16 protein-coding genes are annotated in these 21,658 nt (G+C 34.8%); 11 read left to right on the forward strand and 5 right to left on the reverse strand.

Annotated elements, in window-relative coordinates:
* Nucleotides 1–58: 58 nt before the first annotated feature.
* Both PLJ10_08620 and PLJ10_08625 read right to left on the reverse strand, forming a co-directional pair.
* A complete protein-coding gene (locus PLJ10_08620; GenBank protein HOK09708.1) occupies nt 59–2,131 on the reverse strand; it encodes a V-type ATP synthase subunit I in 2,073 nt (690 codons plus the stop codon).
* Nucleotides 2,132–2,149: 18 nt separating this feature from the next.
* The gene (locus PLJ10_08625) at nt 2,150–2,461 is read right to left on the reverse strand and encodes a V-type ATPase subunit subunit G family protein (protein HOK09709.1); all 312 of its coding nucleotides are present in this window, start codon (nt 2,459–2,461) and stop codon (nt 2,150–2,152) included.
* A gap of 178 nt (nt 2,462–2,639) precedes the next feature.
* Here PLJ10_08625 and PLJ10_08630 point away from each other — a divergent pair, with 178 nt between their 5' ends.
* The 8 genes from PLJ10_08630 (at nt 2,640) to PLJ10_08665 (ending at nt 17,040) form a co-directional block, all read left to right on the forward strand.
* Nucleotides 2,640–3,779, forward strand: a complete 1,140-nt coding sequence (locus PLJ10_08630) for an exo-alpha-sialidase (GenBank protein ID HOK09710.1) — start codon at nt 2,640–2,642, stop codon at nt 3,777–3,779.
* A 42-nt stretch (nt 3,780–3,821) separates the two neighbouring features.
* Nucleotides 3,822–4,256, forward strand: coding sequence for an arsenate reductase ArsC (locus tag PLJ10_08635; protein HOK09711.1), 435 nt, complete (start codon nt 3,822–3,824; stop codon nt 4,254–4,256).
* A 290-nt stretch (nt 4,257–4,546) separates the two neighbouring features.
* Nucleotides 4,547–8,077: a PhnD/SsuA/transferrin family substrate-binding protein gene (locus PLJ10_08640; GenBank protein ID HOK09712.1), complete on the forward strand. Its 3,531-nt coding sequence runs from the start codon at nt 4,547–4,549 to the stop codon at nt 8,075–8,077.
* 44 nt (nt 8,078–8,121) lie between these two features.
* Nucleotides 8,122–9,228 carry an acyltransferase family protein gene (locus tag PLJ10_08645; GenBank protein HOK09713.1) on the forward strand — a complete coding sequence of 369 codons (1,107 nt, stop codon included), beginning with the start codon at nt 8,122–8,124 and terminating at the stop codon, nt 9,226–9,228.
* 18 nt (nt 9,229–9,246) lie between these two features.
* On the forward strand, nt 9,247–13,800 hold the full coding sequence (locus tag PLJ10_08650; protein HOK09714.1) for a response regulator: 4,554 nt from the start codon (nt 9,247–9,249) through the stop codon (nt 13,798–13,800).
* Nucleotides 13,793–14,728, forward strand: a complete 936-nt coding sequence (locus PLJ10_08655) for a diguanylate cyclase (protein HOK09715.1) — start codon at nt 13,793–13,795, stop codon at nt 14,726–14,728. The genes PLJ10_08650 and PLJ10_08655 overlap by 8 nt, the downstream gene beginning before the upstream one ends.
* Entirely contained in the window at nt 14,721–16,127 is a 1,407-nt protein-coding gene (locus PLJ10_08660) for a PAS domain-containing protein (GenBank protein ID HOK09716.1), read from the forward strand. Before PLJ10_08655 ends, PLJ10_08660 begins: the two co-directional genes overlap by 8 nt.
* Nucleotides 16,120–17,040 carry an ATP-binding protein gene (locus PLJ10_08665; GenBank protein HOK09717.1) on the forward strand — a complete coding sequence of 307 codons (921 nt, stop codon included), beginning with the start codon at nt 16,120–16,122 and terminating at the stop codon, nt 17,038–17,040. The genes PLJ10_08660 and PLJ10_08665 overlap by 8 nt, the downstream gene beginning before the upstream one ends.
* Before the next feature lie 150 nt (nt 17,041–17,190).
* Here PLJ10_08665 and PLJ10_08670 read toward each other — a convergent pair whose 3' ends face one another.
* The 3 genes from PLJ10_08670 to PLJ10_08680 are packed head-to-tail and all read right to left on the reverse strand — an operon-like array spanning nt 17,191 to nt 18,689.
* Entirely contained in the window at nt 17,191–17,883 is a 693-nt protein-coding gene (locus PLJ10_08670; GenBank protein HOK09718.1) for an aromatic aminobenezylarsenical efflux permease ArsG family transporter, read from the reverse strand.
* 7 nt (nt 17,884–17,890) lie between these two features.
* Nucleotides 17,891–18,409, reverse strand: a complete 519-nt coding sequence (locus PLJ10_08675; GenBank protein ID HOK09719.1) for a nitrophenyl compound nitroreductase subunit ArsF family protein — start codon at nt 18,407–18,409, stop codon at nt 17,891–17,893.
* Between the two features lie 43 nt (nt 18,410–18,452).
* Nucleotides 18,453–18,689 carry a thioredoxin family protein gene (locus PLJ10_08680; protein ID HOK09720.1) on the reverse strand — a complete coding sequence of 79 codons (237 nt, stop codon included), beginning with the start codon at nt 18,687–18,689 and terminating at the stop codon, nt 18,453–18,455.
* A gap of 214 nt (nt 18,690–18,903) precedes the next feature.
* Here PLJ10_08680 and PLJ10_08685 point away from each other — a divergent pair, with 214 nt between their 5' ends.
* Genes PLJ10_08685 through arsB form a run of 3 tightly spaced genes read left to right on the forward strand, consistent with a single transcriptional unit; the run spans nt 18,904 to nt 21,646 of the window.
* Nucleotides 18,904–19,236, forward strand: coding sequence for a metalloregulator ArsR/SmtB family transcription factor (locus tag PLJ10_08685; protein ID HOK09721.1), 333 nt, complete (start codon nt 18,904–18,906; stop codon nt 19,234–19,236).
* Nucleotides 19,237–19,274: 38 nt separating this feature from the next.
* Nucleotides 19,275–20,573, forward strand: a complete 1,299-nt coding sequence (locus PLJ10_08690; GenBank protein ID HOK09722.1) for a permease — start codon at nt 19,275–19,277, stop codon at nt 20,571–20,573.
* 23 nt (nt 20,574–20,596) lie between these two features.
* Nucleotides 20,597–21,646 carry an ACR3 family arsenite efflux transporter gene (gene arsB, locus PLJ10_08695; protein HOK09723.1) on the forward strand — a complete coding sequence of 350 codons (1,050 nt, stop codon included), beginning with the start codon at nt 20,597–20,599 and terminating at the stop codon, nt 21,644–21,646.
* The last annotated feature ends 12 nt before the right edge of the window (nt 21,647–21,658 follow it).

Here is a 21,658-nt window from a genome sequence, read left to right on the forward strand (position 1 = left end):
TTATCTCCATGTTTTAACGGTTATCAGTTGATTTATTCCATTTACATTTATTTTCATTTTATTTTTTCTCATCAGAACTTACTAAAATTGCATTTTCAGAGTTAAAACCTAACGGTTCGAACGCCTTTCCACCACCTTCGTAGAAGCGACCAAAGAATTCAACTAAAATAAGACGCATTGAGTGCACAAAAGCACCCATTACGCTAATCAGGAAATTAAACATGTGTCCAATAACCAAAGCAAAAATAAATATGAAAAACCCTACATAAGGGATGGGGCGTACAAGATTCGCAATCATGTTGAAAGACATAGCCACTATAGAGGTAGTTAATCCTAATGCCAATAAACGGCAATACGACATCGTGTCACCAATAAATGCGGTGATACCATAACTACCTACAATACCGTAAAGACTAATTAACCCTGTAATAAATCGGGCAATTGGGTTTGTCTGGTCGCGTCCCTGAGTTAAGACTAACCCTAATGCTCCTAACCCAAATAATGCGATACCAAGCCAATTCAACCACACTGGTGGAGTAATAAACATACCACTAACGATGATAATAAAGCCAGGCAAAGCGATAAGCCATAATAATCCGTCCATAATTGCTCCTGCTTTATCACCTCGCTTTGCCATACCATACATTTTCAAACCGATGCCAAAAAATTGATTTACAATCCCAATAAACAAAGCAAAAAGCAATAATACTACTGGCTGGTCCATTGGATTTAGTATTGTCGTTTTTTCAATTACCCTCTGGAAAATATTATTTTCACCTAAATATTCAGGTTTATATAAATCACCAAAAAAAGAACCTAATAGAAAACCGAATAAAATTGTCGGTAAGGAGGCAAAAAATAGTAATTTTGAAAAATTATATATACCTTCATAAGGTTTGGTTCGTCTCATAAGGTAAAGACTTGCTAATAACAAAATCAGCCCATAAGCCACATCGCCGAAGCATATCCCAAAAAATAAGTAAAACCCCCACATCAAATAAGGTGATGGGTCAAAGAAATCATAAGGAGGTAAACCATACATATTAATTAACATCTGGACAGGACGTACTAATGGGGGTAATGTAATACTTATTGGAACATCTTCCCCTGGTGCAGGGTCATCTACTAATATCGAAACTTCCGGCATCTCAGACTTCAATGTCTGACTTAATTTTTCCAAGTCCCTTTCACGAACATAACCTGTTAATATCTGGATATACTTTCCCTCAACTGCTAATGTTTTGGACATAACCATCCGTTTTTTATTGTCCCAATAAGCCTTCAATACCTCGACTGTCCGACGGTGAACAGACAGTTTATGTGCTTTATTTGCAATTTCTTGGGCTTGCACACGTAACCCTGCCAGATCTGCCTTAAGTTCTCGGATATGGTCACGAACAGTTCCAAAAATTTCTGGTAATACAATCTCTTCGAAGCCATTTTCCCTTAAAACTTTTTGAACTTCTTCAATATCCATAGGTAAACATGCTACAAGTACCCAAACCTCATCCTTGGCTGTGTATTTTGGAATATCATTAACTTCCCCTGTTTGCCGATAACACGTTCCATGATGTACCAATTCTATTGCCGTTTTTTTGTTTAACGAACCCTTATTAATCAATTCCAAATAAGAAGCATAAGAAATCTTGCCAAATAAAAGTTTTACCCTTTTTGTGCTCTTAAAATCGCGAATGGTAAACGGTAAATCTTCAAACGGTTCTAATTCCACAATTTGATTTTCAATTGTGGATATAGCCCTCTCCACCTTCCGATATTCTACATCAAGGTCTTGTGCTACACGAAAAACTTCTTCTAAATTAAACTTATGAAGAGCATTATCCAATTCCTCTTTGGTAATTAATAACGGAACAGGTGCCAAACCCTGAATAAATCCTTTTACTACAGGAGCAAAAATATCCAACAAAGATAAAATCGTTTGTATTTTCTGTAAATTTGTATCAATTTCTTCTGTTACAATATCAGGCCGTTTTAAGCACTCTTTCAATTCAGGATAATTAGTTAGAACATCCGTTACTTCATAAATGCCCAAACTGTGCAACGTTTTAAGCAACCGCTGTGATGCCTTCTTTGGCGATAATAATGTAACTTTTTTCATTCGGTCTATAGCCATAGCCCGTACTTTCTTTCCCTAAAACTGTTTGAGCCTATTCACAACAAATTTTACTTGCTCTTCAATTTTACTCTGCGGAACTTCACGTACCTTTCTTATTTCTGATTCACCTTCAATCTTTAATTTTTCTTCTTCTTGCTTTTCTTTCTGTTCAGCACTTTCACGATACTTCTTAATCTTTTCTTCATTACTTTTTTCTATTTCTTCTACAATCTTTTTGGCTTCTTCTTCAGCACGTTCAACAATCTTTTTGGCTTCTTGTCGAGCCTCTTCTAATATTCTTTCAGCCTTTCCCTCTATATCTAAAATTTGCTTAATAAGTATAGACATATCCCTTACCTTCTATAAAATTTCTACCATTTATACCAAAACCGAAGTATAAAAGTCAAATTACCTATATTTACTTATCGTTAGGTATATTAAAACCTTGAATTATATCTTTCATAACTCATATAATCCCTTTCGAATATGTTTTATATTAAACCAGTTCATAAAAAGGAATCCATTTATGGTACCCTACTTTATCATGACCTTGTCCATTGCCCTATATTTTGCTGAACTTCCACCAGGGACTATTGTCGCATATTCTCCTGCAAATTCTGGGATATATATAGGTTCGCCAGGTATTATTAGTCTTCGGGAATGTGTATATCTTGCGAAACATGATGAATTTGGTCCGATGTCTACCGAACATACACTTGCAGTAACTCATGTTTATCGTTCTGATGATTCTGGTAACTCATGGAGGCGAATTTCCACTGTCAGAGGGATGTTCTGGGCAAGCATTTTTGTTCACAACAACTCTGTTTATCTCTTAGGCACAGATAAACATCATGGGAACATTGTTATTCGCAAATCCGTTGACGAGGGCTATATATGGACTGAACCATCTACGCGGAATTTCGGCATTTTAGAGATTGGCCAATATCACACTGCACCTGTACCTATTATTGAGTTTAATGGCAAACTATGGCGAGCCTTTGAAGACGCCATGGGGAGTGAGCGTTGGGGTGACCGTTATAGGGCAATAGTGATGAGTGCTCCTATTGATTCCAACCTGTTAGATTCAAGAAACTGGACTTTTAGCAATTATATCGCAAAATCCAAAGATTGGCTTAATGGTGAATTTTATGCCTGGTTAGAAGGAAATATTGTACCAACAAAAAATAATACTTTAGTAAACATTTTGAGAGTGGATACTCGTAAGGGCGGAAAATGTGCAATGGTAGAGATTGATAATGATGGTAAAACAATCCATTTTGACCCTGAAAAAGGTTTCATAAATTTTAATGGTGGATCCACCAAATTCACAATCCGTTATGATGAAAAAACACAAAAATATTGGACATTGTGTAATTGGCCTACAGAAGAGGAGGTAAAAAAACAACATTCTGCAAAAATTAGAAATACATTAGTGTTAGCATATAGTCCCGACCTATTTCAGTGGACGCCGTGTAAAATGATACTACATCACCAAGATACTGAAAAACATGGTTTTCAATATGCAGATTGGGTATTTGAAAATGACGACATTATCGCTGTTGTAAGAACCGCATACGATGACTTTTTAGGCGGTGCTAACAACTTCCATGACGCTAATTATCTTACGTTCCACCGTATTAAAAATTTTAGAGACTCTTGTAATTAACAATAAGGCATACATTTTTAAGAATGAAAGGAGTGTAATAAAATGTCTAAAAATATAAAGAAAAACGTTTTGTTCTTATGTACAGGTAATTCATGCAGAAGCCAGATGGCTGAAGCCTGGACACGACACTTTTGGGCTGATATTATTGAAGCCTTTTCCGCTGGAGTCGAAAAACATGGTTTAAACTCCTATGCGGTTTATGTCATGAAAGAATCAGGCATAGATATGTCTGGGCAGTATTCAAAAACTATTAATGAATTGCCAATAAAAGATTTCGACCTCGTTATCACAGTTTGTGATAATGCAAGAGAAAAGTGTCCCTTATTTCCAGGAAAAGTCAAAGTTATCCATATCGGCTTTGATGACCCTCCATATTTAGCTCAATTTGCAAAAACAGATGAAGAAAAACTGAATATTTACCGTAGAGTTCGAGATGAAATAAGAGATTTTGTTAAAAATTTAACAAAATACCTCTAAATACAATAAATTTATATAAAACCTCTATGCTAAAAAAAATGAACAAATAATTTTTAAACTGAAACAGATAAAAATAAAATTAAACGGATGAAAATAAACGTTTCATTTTCTTCGAGATTTTATCTTGTAATTACATACATAATTTATCCTAAAACAACCCATCTCCTTTGTTCAGAGGCCTTATTTAATAGAAAAATTAAATTGTAAAATTACATATTCTTACTTGCATAATCAGTGCAAATAACATATCATTTTTATTATAATGAACTAACAACATAAGATATGCAAACATGTTAACACTATTATTCAACATTTTTATTCTTACAAATACGATTTTTAACAATGCTGATACAGCCACGCTAACTACTAAAAAAGTAATTACATTTGGCTACCAAAAATTTACAGAACAACTTTCCAATCCTGACTACATCAAACCCTTCACAGACTATTTATCTGCGGAACTTCCTGAATTTGAAATAAAATTTTTAACTCTTTCTGATGAACAGCTTCTTCAAATCATTCCATGGGGTGAACTCGACTTTATAATATGTAATCCTTACATATTCATTTATGCAGAGAATATGGCTAATTATTCTGTCATCTCAACAATCTCGCGCAAAGGACCTAATAAAAATATTGAACATCAAGCAGGGGTCATCTTTTGTAAAGCAAACCGCACCGATATTAATGATTTAGAACAACTGAAAGGTAAATCTGTCTCCGCCCCAGGTAAATATTTCTTCTCTGGTTGGATACTTCCTCTATATGAATTCAAGGTTCACGGAATAGACCCATATCAAGATTTATCATCATTAATTTTTACTGGCAGTCATGATGCAGTTGTTCGTTCGGTTCTATCAGACACTACCGATGCAGGATGTATAAGCGCATTCTACCTCCAAAAATTTATTAATGATGGAATCATACAATCCAAAGACATAAAAATATTAAATCCAAAAGATGACCGTACTATCACATTTCCACATAGTACCGATGCCTATCCCGAATCGTGTTGTATTGTCCATAACACCGTTCCAGAAGAAGTCAAAAAAAAGGTTATCATAGCACTTATAAAAATCTCCCCTGATAGCATAGAGGCACAATGTTTCGATTCAGCAGGCTGGACAACACCACAAAATTATCTCGGTGTTAAAGCATTAATAAGTAAACTCAAGCTTCCACCTTTTGACAAAGCAGAAACGGAAACCATTTCTTATTTCCTTAAACAACATCCTTACCTGATTGCTTCACTTCTTATCATCTGGACTTTGCTTATTATCTCTATTATATCCATCATATCCGCATATCGTAATATTAAAACCAATATTAAATTAGAATCACTCCTCCAACAATCAAAAATAGCCCAGAAAAAATTAGAAGAGAGTGAACGAAGATACCGCGTCTTAACAGAGCAATTTCCTGGTGTCGTCTATATATGCAAGAACGACGAAAACTATACAATGTTTTATATTACTGACGGTATCTTTGACCTTACTGGATATTCAAAAGAGGATTTACTTACATCACGCATCACATATGCCCAACTGATACACCCAGAAGATTTAGATTATGTTTACAATGAAATTAACGAAAAAATTGCTCAAAGACAAACTTTCCATCTTTTCTACCGTGTTCTACATCATGATGGATACTTCAAATGGGTTGAAGAAATTGGGACAGGTGTCTGGGATAATGATACGTTCCTTTATCTCCAGGGATACATCTTTGATATAGATGAAAAGAAAAAAAGAGAGGAAAAAGAGAAAGAAAAAACAAACCGTGTAATTCTCGAACGGGAAATCATTTCATATATTCTCACACGTCCTGAAGTCGCCGAAGGCAACTTTAACGAATTAGCACGAATCACTACCGAAGAAATTGGTAAAAAATTAAAAATTCCACGCGTTAATATCTGGCTCTTCAATGAAAATGCTACAAAATTAATCTGCATTGACCATTATGAATATTCCATTAATATCCACTCCTCTGGATTCGTATTAACGGAAGAAGATTTTGCTAATGAGTTTAAAGAATTGAAAAATACAAAATACATAGACGCACATAATGCATTAGAAGACCCACGAACCTGTGGATATGGCAAAAATTACTTAATACCCCTCGATATTAAATCTATGTTAGATGTAGGTATTCGTGTCGGTGGAAAAAATGTTGGTCTTATCTGTTTTGAATACACAAATAACAAACATACATGGGACGATGATGAAATAAATTTCGCATGTCAGGTTGCTGACCAATTAGCATTAGCAATTATCAATCAAGAAAAAAGAAAAATAGAACAACAAAGAGATTTGCTCATCAAAACTATCGAATCTACCGATGAAGGGGTTATTATTACGGATTTGGAAGGCATCATTATTTATGCAAATCCCGCAGTAACTAAAATTTCTGGAATTGAACTAAACACTATTGTAAAAAAACATATATCAACTTTCTTCAGCGAATATTTTTATCAGGAAAAAATAATTAAAAAATTAAATATACTCAAATCTGGCAAGGTAATCCGGGGTGAATATGAGCTATCAAGGCAAGAGCATATCTTCTATACCGTAGAATATGCTATCTCTCCCCTATTCAGTGAAAATGGAGAATTATTTAACCTTGTAATTACTTTTAGAGATATTACCCAAGAATTAACTATTCTTAATGACTTAAAGCAGTCCCAAAAAATGGAAAGTATCGGACAATTGGCAGGTGGTGTTGCTCACGACCTTAACAATCACCTTCTCGTAATGATGGGCTATGCAGAATTAGCAGAGAGAGAATTACCTCCTGACTCACCTGTACTTACCTATATCAAAGAAATTGAATCCTCAAATCAAAAAGCAAGCACATTAGTCCGACAGCTATTAGCTTTTGCAAGAAAACAAATTCTTAAAAAAATGGTCATAAATATTAATGATATTGTTAAAAATATATTAGGTATGATACAACGACTTATTCAAGAAAATGTCGAGATTACGACTTTATATGACCCATCAATTCCTCAGATTGAAGCAGACCCCAATGCTATTGAAGTTATACTCATGAATCTTTGTACCAATGCCAATGATGCTATGCCAGATGGCGGAAAACTTATCATCGAAACTAAAAGTATCTACCTATCAGAAGAACAAACACGAGGTATCCCATGGGCAGACCCAGGAAAGTATGTCTTAATATCTGTTACAGATACAGGTGTGGGAATGGACAAAGATGTTTTGGAACATTGTTTCGACCCATTTTTCACGACTAAAGACCCAGGCAAAGGAACAGGATTAGGGCTATCTACCGTATACGGGCTGGTTCAACAACATCGTGGGATTATCCATGCCTATTCTGAAGAACATAAAGGAACAACTTTTAAAGTTTACCTACCAGCTGTTATGGATGAGATAGAAATCAAGAAAGGTGATAAAGAGGAAGAAAGTGAAGTTCCTCTTACTGGAAATGAGACCATTCTTTTAGCAGAAGATGACTCTGCTGTCCGTTCTGTGGCTACACGTATTCTTGAGCAGGCTGGTTATCGTGTTTTCTCCGCTGAAAATGGCGAAGAAGCTCTCAATATCTTTTTCAAACACATTCAGGAAATTGACCTCGCAATCTTAGATGTTATCATGCCCGTATTAGGTGGAAAAGAGGTTTATAATAGAATTAAAAACATCAAACCCCAATTACCCGTTATTCTATCCACAGGTTATACAGAAAATTCGATACACACAAACTTCATACTCGATGAAGGACTAAATTTGCTCAATAAACCCTTTGGAAGAAAAGATTTATTAAAAATGGTACGCAAAACTTTAGACCAAAAGAAAAGTTAGCACAGTATTACAAACATTACAAACACCTTTTACATTACTGAAATATGCAAACTCCTCCATTTTCAGGGTTCGACAGAAAAAGATATATCGATTGGCTACGAATTATTGCTGTACTGCTTCTAATTCCGTTTCATACCGCAATGGTCTTCTTTGAATATGAATCCTTTTATGTTAAAGGTTCAGAAACACATCCATTGATAAATATATTTGTCTTTCTTCTCTCTCCGTGGCATATGCCCCTTTTATTCCTATTAGCAGGTATGTCTTCCTACTACGCTACCTTAAAAAGGACTGACAAAGAATATTTTATTGAACGGACACGACGCCTTCTAATCCCTCTTATTTTCGGCATCTTCATTATTGTTCCACCACAACCTTATTTTGCCTACTTAAAACACGAACCAAATACTTCATTCCTACAATTTATTTCTCAATACTTCACAAGTATTAAGGATAACTTCACAGGATACAACGGTTCATTTACCCCTGCCCATCTCTGGTTCATTCTTTATCTTTATATATTCAGTATCCTATCGATACCTTTATTTTCCATATTGAGAAAACGTTCCGAATCAATAGATAAAAAAATATCTAAACATAGTTTATTACTCCTATACCCTATCATCTCAGGATTAGCAGAGCAAATACCCTTTTTTAGTGATAAGAACCCCTTCTACTACTACACCTATTTCATTATTGGGTTCTTCATTGCATCTCACGAATCCATCGAACATGCAATCTACAAAGAAAAAGACTTATCCCTATACCTCGGCATTATAACCATGTCAACCTATATTATCATAATTTCCATTTTCCCTCCATTTGCAAAGTACTCAACTATGGATGTTCTATTTTATATCCTGCGTCGGTTTAATTCATGGTTCTGGCTTATTTGGATATTAAGTTACAGCAAAAAATACCTACACTGCACCTCAAAAGGGCTACAATATCTTACCGAAGCCTCGTATCCTATATATCTTATTCATCAAACAATCATTGTTGTTGTTGCCTATTATGTAATTCAATGGAACATAAATATATGGCATCAATTTTTCATTATTATTTTATTTTCTGTCATTCTTATATTTGTTATTTACCACTTTATTATAGGAAAATATAAAATATTGCGGTTCCTCTTTGGAATGCGTTAAAACCGTGGAGGTTCAGATATGCAAAATTATCTTCGTTGGCTATCTCGGTGGTATGTTCTATCCTTCCTGACTATTACCATAATATGTGGGGCATTCTGGACTTATAGAGTCTACCATTCGAGCGACCAATGGCTCCGAAAACTTGTCCTTGCTCAAACAACAAACATTGCGGAAAGTATTGACACTGATGTCATCAAAAATTTTACGGGTTCAGAACAAGATTTTGATAATCTACAATATAACTCTATATTAAAGAGACTTTACATCTTGAAGTCCCTTATCCCTGATTGCAAATACATTTATCTTATGGGCAGAAATGAACAAAATCAGGTATTTTTTTACCTTGATACCCAAGAAGGTACAGAACAAGAAATACCACCTGCAAAACCTGGAGAGATATACGAGGAAGCGTCTGATGAACTTATCAACTGTTTTGATACAGGTGAACCCTTCGTTGAAGGACCTTTACCTGATGAATGGGGTATCTGGATAAGTGGAATTGCACCTATTCACGATAAGGCTTCTAATAAAATAGTAGCTGTTCTTGGAATGGACATTGACGCAAAAAATTGGAAAATCCTTGTTTGGAAACACACGTATCCTACCGTTACTTTCACTTCACTCATCATCATTTTTATCCTTCTATCTGGAATAGGTTTTAGCCAGAGAAATTCAAAAAAGGATTCTTCCACCCGTCATGCTGAAGCAATCTTAGCCTTCCTTGTATCATTAACCATCGTCCTATCTATAACATGGACCGTCTATACAAATAACAAAAAACACAACTGGGAAAACTTTTTTATTACGACAAAAATAAAAATAACTAAACTAAAAGAGGATATACGAGATATACAAAAATTAAAACTGCTTACTATTGCCACTTTCTTCCAAAGTAGTGAAGAGATAACACAAGAAGAGTTCTTAAACTTCACAAAACCGTTATTAAAAGATACAAACTTTTCCTTGCTTTGGATACCTATTGTAAAACACGAACAAAGAAAAGATTTCGAAACATTAATAAAACAAAAAAGTCAAGATGATTTTTTTATTTGGGAGTTTGACACAAATGGGTCAAAAATCCCTGTGAAAGAAAAAGATGAATATCTACCCGTCTTGTATATTTCAAGTCCACAAAATATATCCCACTTAAAGGGAATGGATATAAGTTCTTACCCCTTACTTGTAAACACAGCGAGACATTCCTTAAAAACACTACGAGCATCCATGACATCACCGATAATACCAAGCTTTTTGAATGCTAATAATGAATATACAATTCTATTTCAACCTGTTTTAAAAGGGAATGAACCACAAGGCTACGTATCTATAATCATAGATATCCGCACCTTTATCTACTCTTCATTATATTATGAAGAGCTAACCTTAAAAAATGTCTGGCATAAGTTCTCATTTCTGCAAATATTTAGTCCAGACAAAATCTCCGAAATCTTTTCTTCATTTACAATAAATGATTTATCAGACGCTTTAAGGCTATCCAATGCCAATTACCTTTTCTTTCCTCTTTTGGCATTCCAAAATTTATATGGCATATTAATCACCCCTGCTAATTTGTTAGGCTACTACTCTATTTATAGCATTATCACAACTTTTAGTATAGGACTATTCCTATCTATTTTATTAACAATTACTATTTCTCTTCTTGTAAATTATAATCAATCTCTTAAAAATCTTGTAAATCAAAGGACATCAGAACTTTATCACAGCAGGGGACTTATTAAAGCAACCTTGCACTCCATCGGTGACGCTGTCATTAGTGTAGATATTACTGGAAATATTGTTGAAATAAATCGTCCTGCTCAACTTCTTTTAGGTCAAACCGACACCGAAGTTATTGGCAAGCCTATTAAAGATGTTGTTCATCTTAAAGATTACACCACAAAACAGGTAATAGAAAATCCAGTTGAAAAAACACTAAAAACAGGTAAAGAAGTAGATATCGGGAATAATACATTATTAATCTCCAGAAATGGTAAGGAATATAACATCGCCGATAGCTGTACTCCCATTCATGATTCAGAAGGTAACATGGTTGGAGCTGTACTTATTTTTCGTGATGTAACAGAAGAATACCATCAGAAACAAAAACTTATAGAAAGCGAACTATTCCAGCGAACACTTATGGAAAGTGTTCAGGCAGGTGTTATCTTGATTGATGCAGAAACCCATATTATTGAGTATATCAATCCAGCAGGGGCACAAATGTTTGGAGCGGAAAGAGAATGTATTGTTGGACATGTTTGCCATAAATTTCTATGTCCCACCGACGTTGGAAAATGCCCAATGAACAAGCCTGGGACTGAAATAATCAATGAAGAGAAAATAATACTAACAGCAAAAGGGGAGCAATTACCCGTTTTGAAATCTGCGAAAATTATAAGTGTTGGTGGGAAAAATAAAATCTTAGATTGTTTTATCGACATTTCAAAAGAAAAGAAGAATGAACAGGCATTAAAAGAAGCAAATCAAAAGCTTCAAGACGCAGTTAAAATAGCCCATGACCTTGCCATGAAAGCAGAGATGGCAAGTATTGCAAAAAGTGAATTTTTATCTAATATGAGTCATGAAATTCGCACACCGATGAATGCTATCATCGGTATGACCAGCCTCCTCTTAGATACAGACCTCAACCCCGAACAACGTTATTATGCAGAAACTATACAATCCAGTAGCGATTCTCTCCTTGCATTGATTAATGATATTTTAGACTTCTCAAAAATCGAAGCCCAAAAATTAGATTTAGAACATATTAACTTTGACCTCATAAGTCTTTTAGAAGATTTCTCTCGACTCATGGCAATAAAAGCGAGTGAAAAGGATTTAGAACTTATTCTCTCTATCGATGAAAACGTGCCCTCTTCCCTTATTGGCGACCCAGGTCGTCTACGACAGATTCTAACAAATCTTGTCGGCAATGCAATAAAATTTACTCACCAAGGGGAAGTAACAATTAAAGTGCAATGTTTAGAAACTACAGAAGAAGAGGCTTTCCTAAAATTTATTGTGAGAGATACAGGCATTGGAATTCCAAAGGATAAAATTAATCTTCTATTTGAAAAGTTTACTCAGATTGATTCCTCCACATCGCGGAAATATGGAGGGACAGGTCTGGGTCTTGCTATATCAAAACAACTTGTTGAACTTATGCGTGGTAGTATCGGCGTTGAAAGTGAATATGGCAAAGGTTCTACCTTCTGGTTCACGGTAAGACTTAAAAAACAAAAAGAGGAGAACAAACCTAAATATATCTTCCCAGAAGATTTACAAAATGTTCGTATTCTTATTGTTGATGATAACGCAAGTAATCGAGAAATCCTTCATATCCGTCTTAAATCATGGGGTGCTCGACCAGATGAAGCACCTAATGCCTTTATTGCCCTTCAAAAACTTAAAACAGCCCAAAAAGAAAATGACCCGTTCATTATCTGCATCACAGATATGCAAATGCCAGAAATTGATGGCGAGGCATTAGGAAGGATTATTCTCAGCGATGAAAAACTAAAAGATACAATACTTATCCTACTCACTTCCATCGGTGCACGCGGTGATGCAAAAAAATTTGAAGACATTGGATTTTCCGCATACCTGACCAAACCTGTTCGCCATTTAGAATTATTTGAAGTCTTAACTACATTATTGAGTTTACGAAAATCATGGCAACAAGGTGAGAAAAAACCATTCTATAATCCATTTATCTTAACACGACATAGCATTCGCGAACTTCAAAAACAGCGAAAACAATTCAATGCCAATGTGCTATTGGTTGAGGATAATGTGGTAAATCAAAAAGTTGCGGTCGGAATGTTAAATAAATTAGGAATAACACCTGATACCGCTAATAATGGCAAAGAAGCCTTGGAAATGTTGAGCAAAAAAGATTATGACATCGTTTTTATGGATATCCAGATGCCAGAGATGGATGGTTTTCAAACAACTCAAATTATTAGAGACCCTCTTTCACCAGTCTTAAATCATAATGTTCCCATTATTGCTATGACCGCTCACGCATTTGAGGAAGATAGAACAAAATGTCTGCAAGTAGGTATGGATAATTATATAGCCAAACCTATCTCTATGGAATCAATAATTGATATTTTGGAAAAATATCTACCCGATAAAACACAGAAAGATACTGAGCAAAATATTATCGTTACCGCACCTAAAGAAGATGCAAAGGAAAAAGCCTCACCCGTCTCAACCTCCTTCTTCCAAAAGGAGACCCTTTTCGATTATAAATCCTTCATGAAACGGGTTATGGATGATAAAAACTTGGCAAATACGGTTATACTCAGTTTTTTGGAAGACATACCTAAACAAATAGATACCCTAAAAACATCCATCTCAGAAAATAGAATTAATGATGCGGAACGGCAAGCTCATTCGATTAAGGGTGCTTCTGCAAATATCGGGGCTGAAAGACTTCGTGAAATTGCATCTCAGATTGAAAAATTATGTAAAGAAGGAAAAGAAAATGATGCTAAAAAATACATACCACAATTGGAATCACAATTTGAAGAACTGAGAACATACTTAAAGGAACTATTCAATGAGTGAGAATCATGCAGAAATAAACATTTTGGTAGCCGAAGATGATACTGTATCCCGATTAATCCTTACTTCCGTTTTAAAAAAATGGGGGTATAATCCTATTGATGTAACAAATGGCAAAGAAGCCCTCGAATTATTGACTAAAGACCCTCCTTTGCTTGCAATACTCGATTGGGTCATGCCTGAATTAGATGGTATTGACGTTGTAAAAATGTTTCGTAAAGCAAATAAGGAAGCATCAACATACATCATTATCCTAACCACAAAAACAGATAAAGAAGATGTTATTGCTGGATTGGAAGCGGGTGCCGATGACTATATCTGTAAACCATTTGATAATGACGAATTATGGGCACGGATACGAGTCGGACTACGAACAGCCACCTTACAAAAAAAACTAATTGAAACACAAAAAGCCCTTGAATACGAGGCTGTTCATGACCCACTCACCAGCGTCTTAAATAGACGTGGCGTATTTGAGCGACTTCAAGAAGAATTGGAACGTGCTGAAAGAAACAACCTCCAAACATGCATTGCAATGTGCGACTTAGACTATTTCAAAAAAATAAATGATACGTATGGACATCAAACAGGCGATGACGTATTAAAAGGATTTGTAAAACTCATCCGCAGTCAATTAAGACCTTATGACTTATTAGGCAGAATCGGTGGTGAAGAATTTCTTATCGTTATACCAAATATTAACAAACAAGACGCAATAAATACATTAAAACGACTTAACACCACTATCCAAGAAAATGAAATTGACACAATTACAGGGAAGCATAAAATCACAGTAAGCATAGGGGGTATACTCATTCAGGGTAAAGATACAATAGACAGTATAATTAAATATACGGATGAAATGTTATATTTAGCAAAAGAAAAAGGAAGAAACCAGGTTTGTTTTAAGGAGTTAACAAACTATGAGTAATTCAAAAAAAAGCAATCATAAAAACAATAACATAGAGAATCCTGAGTGTTCTCAAATAACATTAGCATATATATTGGACTTATTACCAACGGGGATCTTTATTAAAGACAAAAATCTAAAATATATAAAAGTAAACAAAACATATGCATGTTTCTTTAATAAACAACCGAATGAAATCATACAGCTCACCGACTCTGACCTTTTTGATAAAGAAACCCATAAACTTTTTGTAGATGCATGTAATATTGCCCTTCAAGGAAGTGCATTCCAAAATCCCGATTTTGTCCTCCAAATTAATGGGGAGAGGCGACATTTCATTGCATATATTGCCCCTTTGAAGGCTACTGATGGTTCAATTGATGTTATTTTTGGGTCTATGCTTGATGTTACTGAATTTCGAGAAACTCAAACAAATTTCAAGAACCTATTCTACTCAATGCAAGAAGCCTTTGCAGAACATGAAATGATATATGATGAAGAAGGAAATCCAGTGGATTACCGATTCATTATTGTAAATCCAGCCTTTGAGAATATGACTGGACTTAAAATAGAAAATGTCATTGGAAAACGAGTAAAAGAGGTATTACCCGACTTGGAACCCTTCTGGATTAACACGTATGCTCATGTGGTCAAAACAGGTAAACCTATCACCTTTGTAAATTTAACAAAGAGTTTAAACAGATATTATTTAGTCTATGCATATAAAACAGGTCCCAAACACTTTGCATGTATATTCACAGATATTACAGAACAAAAAAGATTTGAAGAAGAAATAAAAAGATTAAATCGTGAATGGGAAAAGGCTTACCAAAACATCAACAGTGTTATCTGGTTTTTAGATGAGGAATTCAAAATTACACGCACCAATAGTATTGTTAAGGAAATTTTAAATCTCGCCCCTGAAGAGGTATTAGGTAAAAGATGTTGGGAAATCATTCACCACACAAAGGAACCACCTTCCTTCTGCCCAGTAATAAAATTAATGAAAACAAAAAGAAGAGAACGAGCGCTATTCCAACAGAATAATAAATGGTATGAAGTGGTCGCAGACCCTGTATTTAATGATGATAACCAGATTATAGGAGTGATACATATCCTTTCAGACATTACTGAACAAAAACAATTAGAACAAGAAAAAGAAGAACTACAAAAACAACTTATACACTCCCAAAAATTAGAGGCATTAGGACGACTTGCTGGAGGTATTGCCCATGACTTCAATAATATGTTAAGTGTTATTATGGGAAATATCGAACTGGCACTTTTCAAAGAGAAGGAAATACAACCAATTAAAAACTATCTCATAGAAATTCGCAATGCTGTTGAACGTTCAGCAAATCTGACACAAAAAAATCCTTGCCTTTGCAAGGAAGCAATCTACTCAACCCAAAGTGATTAATATTAACAAAGAAATACAACAAAATCTACAACTCTTAAAAAGAATTATTCCTGAAAGAATCCTCATTGAATTCCAACCCGCTGATAATTTATGGGATGTGTTTGCGGATTCTGCCCATATCGATACAATTATACTTAACTTGTGCGTTAACGCTCGTGATGCAATTCCTAATGATGGAAAAATTACTATCAAAACGGAGAACATAACGATAGATTCAGAATTCACTAAAAAATACATTGAAGCCACCACAGGCGATTACGTACTTATCAAAATATCCGATACTGGGACAGGTATACATCCCGACATCCTGCCGCATATTTTTGAACCATTCTTTACAACCAAAAAACAGGGCGAGGGCACAGGTTTAGGTTTAGCAACTGTGTATGGAACCGTTAAACAAAATAATGGTTTTATAACTGTAGAAAGCACTGTGGGCAAGGGAACTACGTTCACTATTTATCTGCCAAGATATAAAGAAGAAACAAGCGAAAATAAAAATGACACAAAAGACTGGATACCAGAACTTGATGTAATACCCGAAGAAAAAAGAGGAGCAGTTCTAATTATAGATGATGAAAAAAGCGTCTTAGACACGTTAAGTTATATTATTTCTCGAATGGGCTTTGAACCTATCTTGACAACTGACCCAATAGAGGCTATAAAATTAGCCAAAGAAAATAAAGGTAAGATAAAGTTACTCATTTCTGATGTTATTTTACCTGTAATGAACGGCTTTGATTTATCTAAAAGAATAGAAGAATTTATCCCATCCTTAAAAACACTGTTTATCTCAGGTTATGCAGAAGAACTTATAACTCATGAACTTCAACCTTTACAAGAAGTGCATTTGCTCAACAAACCTTTCTCTATTCAAATATTAACCCAGAAAATAAAAGAACTATTAGAACTGTAATATCATCTACACGTTTATGTAAATACATATTAAACCCAATACTACACTTCATTCCCATTTTTGCATTCGCCTGATTTACGAATATTTAATCTTGTATATAACTTGCAGGGGAAACAATTACTCCTCCAGACAGCAATACCTGCACTATTTTCAGGAAAGACTTATCTTGAATATATTAATGAGGGTTAAATAAATACCCACAAGGATAAAAATTATCCCTGTAATCCTTCGTGCCCAGAGTTCGGCAGATGATAAAAAATTATATGCTTTACTAACTTTGGATGTGCTAAATGAAATAAGAAAAGCAAAAATAATAACGGGAATACCCGTGCTAATTCCATAGAAAAATGGGACTGTAAAATCAGAGCCTGTTTTTGTAGCCAACGGTATTAATCCACCAAAAAATAATGCAGCGGAGGTTGGACAAAAGGATAAGGCAAAAAGTAATCCAAGTAGAAAAGCCCCTAACAATCCCCACTCTTCAACTTTCTTATTAAAGTTTTCCATCTTAAAAGATATATTGAGATTAATTTTTATAAGGTCGAGAAGAAACATCCCTACGATGATAAGAAGAGGTCCAATAACTTTATTCATATATTTCTGCAGGAAATGTGAAAGAAACGGCATATCTAACAAACTTTTCACAAGTATAAAACTGAGTATAATATAGGCAATAGTTCTACCTATGGAATAAACAAACCCATTCAATAGAACGAAACCGGGGTGCGTTATTTTCTTAGATATATAGGAGATAGCAACAATATTTGTTGCAAGAGGGCAGGGACTGATAGATGTTAGGAGACCCAGATATACCGCAGATGAGAGAGCCAATAAAAATTGCATTCCGTATTTATCCCTTCAAATAGTGACGGACATTTTCCTGTATGTAGTCATAATATTTTACTTTATCTCCATGAACCAGTTCCCAGACCCTCTCTAAACGTTTCCAGTCTTGAGGTTTTCCATTTACATTCCATTCTACAACAACACAACGTGTAGATAGTTGAAAGTCCTGTATAAAATGCTCATTTTGCGGTTCCTCAACATTTACACTTCGGAATTCCAACTTCCCTGTTTCCAATTCCGTCTTGAAGGCATTTTCAACTGCTTCTTTTGCATACTTTTCAATTGCTCGACATGTAGGACAACGAGCAGTTCCATGAAAATAATACACAATAACCTTTTCATTAATTTTTGAATTAGTGGCAGTATCTTTTGAAGAAGTGCTATCCTCTTGTGGAACCTCTTCTTTAACTTGTTTCTTCACATCAGAAACAATAACTCGATTGTTTCTGACTTCTGAATATACAAGATAACCTAATGAAACACAAACAAAAAGAATTAGTAAAGCAGAGATAATATTTTTCATATCTTCTTCCTCTAAATTATAATTATAATGTAATATCGTAGGATTATGATGCTAATATCTTTTTTATTTCTTCAACGGAAGGGACTTTCCCTGCTGTCTTTACTTCACCATCAACAACCAGTGCGGGTGTCATCATAACTCCATAGTCCATGATTTTCTGGATGTCGGAAACTTTTTCAATATCACATTCCATTTTAAGTTCATCTACTGCGGTTTTTGCGTTGTTATATAATTGAACGCATTTCATACAACCGGGACCTAACACTTTAATTTCTTTCATATTTATTCTCCTTTAGCATGGGTTGTTAATATTCTTATTTTACCAAATTACCAAATATATTTTCAAATAGATATTCGGGTATAATATATCTCTGTTATTTTTAACGAATATTAGATATATTAGGTAATATTTTTATAAAAAATTCAAGTTGAATTTTATTTGGCTATTTTGCTATAATTTCAAATAGCCAATAATTTGTTATAAGGAAATCATTATGAACAAAAAATTAAAAGACAAATATGAATTACATGCTCAGGTACTAAAGGCTCTATCTCATTCAACACGACTTTTCATCGTCAATGAATTAGCCCAAAATGAAAAATGCGTCTGCGAACTACAAGAATTGATTGAAGATGACATATCTACAATTTCAAAACATCTATCTGTATTAAAACAGGCAGGTATTATCGAAGACCGAAAAGAAGGTTTACGGGTATATTATCGGTTAAAGTTAAAATGTCTCCCTATGTTTTTATCATGCATAGAAAACATAATTATTGAAAAAGCAAAAATGCAATTTGAGATTTTAAATCTATCCCAAGAATAACGTCTCCAAACTTAAATTAATTCAGAAGGAATCAAATTATGAATTTCAAACAAGAGTGGAAAATTTTATTTCTGATTGTCTTAATATTTTTTGTCTGTTATTTTCTCCCTGTTGGGACACCTCGTTTTGATAATGCAGTAATGGAAGCACTTTATCTGATTAAATGGTATGCACGGGAACATGTATTACTATGCCTTGTTCCTGCTTTTTTTATTGCGGGTGCTATCGGTGTGTTTATCAGTCAGAACTCCGTTATGAAATATCTCGGAGCCGATGCCAATAAGTTTATCGCTTATGGAGTAGCATCGGTATCAGGAACGATTCTGGCTGTCTGTTCCTGCACCGTGTTACCTCTTTTTAGTGGTATATACAAAATGGGTGCAGGATTAGGACCTGCCACTGCGTTTCTCTACTCCGGGCCAGCAATTAATGTATTAGCCATTATCCTTACAGCCCGTATATTAGGTTTAGAATTAGGGCTTGCTCGTGCTATAGGAGCAGTTTTATTTAGTATTATTATTGGACTGTTAATGTTTCTAATCTTTCGCAAGGAGGAAATCCAGCGAACTCAAAGGCATGCAAACATGCCTGTTTCAGAACCTACACGACCTCTATGGAAAACTGCCGTTTTCTTTGCATCCATGATAGCAATACTTGTATTTGCAAATTGGGGAAAACCCGAAAGTAATACAGGGTTCTGGTATTTTATGTTTCAATATAAATGGATATTTACTTCTCTTTCCGGAGTTATTTTAGGGATTATTCTTGGATTATGGTTTGAAATTCAATGGTGGAAAATTATTGTTACTGCTATGGCATGTATTATCGTTGCAATTCTTTTTCCACATGAACCCGTAGTAGCATTTTCTGTTGGTTTTATCGGTCTTTCAATTATCACACTGACAGGAACAGATGAAACAAAGGAGTGGTTCTCCTCCACATGGAATTTTGCTAAACAGATACTTCCTCTTTTACTCGCTGGTGTATTTATAGCAGGCTTTTTATTAGGCAGACCGGGTAATGAAGGGGTAATTCCCAATGCATGGGTCTATACCGCAGTAGGAGGAAATTCCATCCGTGCCAATTTCCTCGCATCTATAGTTGGCGCTTTCATGTATTTTGCCACACTCACGGAAGTCCCCATATTGCAGGGGTTAATCGGTTCCGGTATGGGCAAAGGACCTGCATTAGCACTTTTATTAGCAGGTCCTGCATTATCTCTTCCCAGCATGATAGTTATATACAATATTTTAGGATTGAAAAAAACAGTAACCTATATTTCCCTTGTTGTCATTATGGCAACTATCACAGGCATTCTGTTTGGAGTTATCGTTTAATAATTAAAAATAAGGATTTTTTTATGAATAACTCAACAGTAAAAAGATTATCATTTTTAGAAAGGTTTCTAACCTTATGGATTTTCATTGCTATTTTTGTAGGTATTGGTATAGGTTTCTTCCTTCCATTCATTACCCAGATTATTACAAAGATGCAAGTAGGGACTACATCTATTCCTATTGCCATCGGACTGATTCTTATGATGTATCCGCCACTTGCACGGGTTAAATACGAAGAAATGGGTAGGGTTTTCCAAAATAAACGGTTATTAACCTTATCATTAATTATGAACTGGATTATAGGTCCTGTGGTAATGTTTTTTCTGGCAATCATCTTTTTACGAAATTATCCAGGATATATGATAGGGGTTATTCTCGTTGGATTGGCAAGATGTATAGCAATGGTTATTGTCTGGAATGAATTAGCAGAAGGAGACCGAGAATTAGCAGTGGGTCTGGTCGCCTTTAATGCTGTATTTCAGGTGCTTTTTTATGCAGTGTATATTTATATTTTTATTACCATCTTCTTGAATTTATTGGGATTGGCAAGCGGTTTGAATATAAACATTTCTATAGTTGACTCCGCTAAAACGGTGTTCATCTATCTTGGCATACCTTTCCTCGCCGGAATATCTACCCGTTTTGGACTAATTCGTCTCAAAGGGAAAGAATGGTATGAGAATTCGTTTATTCCCAAAATAAATCCGATTACATTGGTAGCATTATTATTCACAATTGTCGTTATGTTTTCATTAAAAGGTGAATATATCATTAAACTACCGTTAGATGTAATACGAATATCCATTCCACTGGTGATATACTTCTTTTTTATGTGGTTTGTTACTTTCTTTATATCTAAAAAAATGGGGGTAGAATATTCTAAAACAGCCACTGTAGCCTTCACTGCCGCAAGTAATGACTTTGAATTAGCAATAGCAGTAGCAGTTGCAATTTTTGGAGTGCATTCTGAACAAGCCTTAGCTACCGTAATTGGACCCCTGCTGGAAGTTCCTATCTTAATTAGTCTGGTAAATATCTCATTAAAATTAAAAGAAAAGTTTGCAAATAAATAACAGGCTTTTTAA

The organism is Candidatus Hydrogenedens sp. (assembly GCA_035361075.1).
Classification (GTDB): Bacteria; Hydrogenedentota; Hydrogenedentia; order Hydrogenedentales; family Hydrogenedentaceae; genus Hydrogenedens.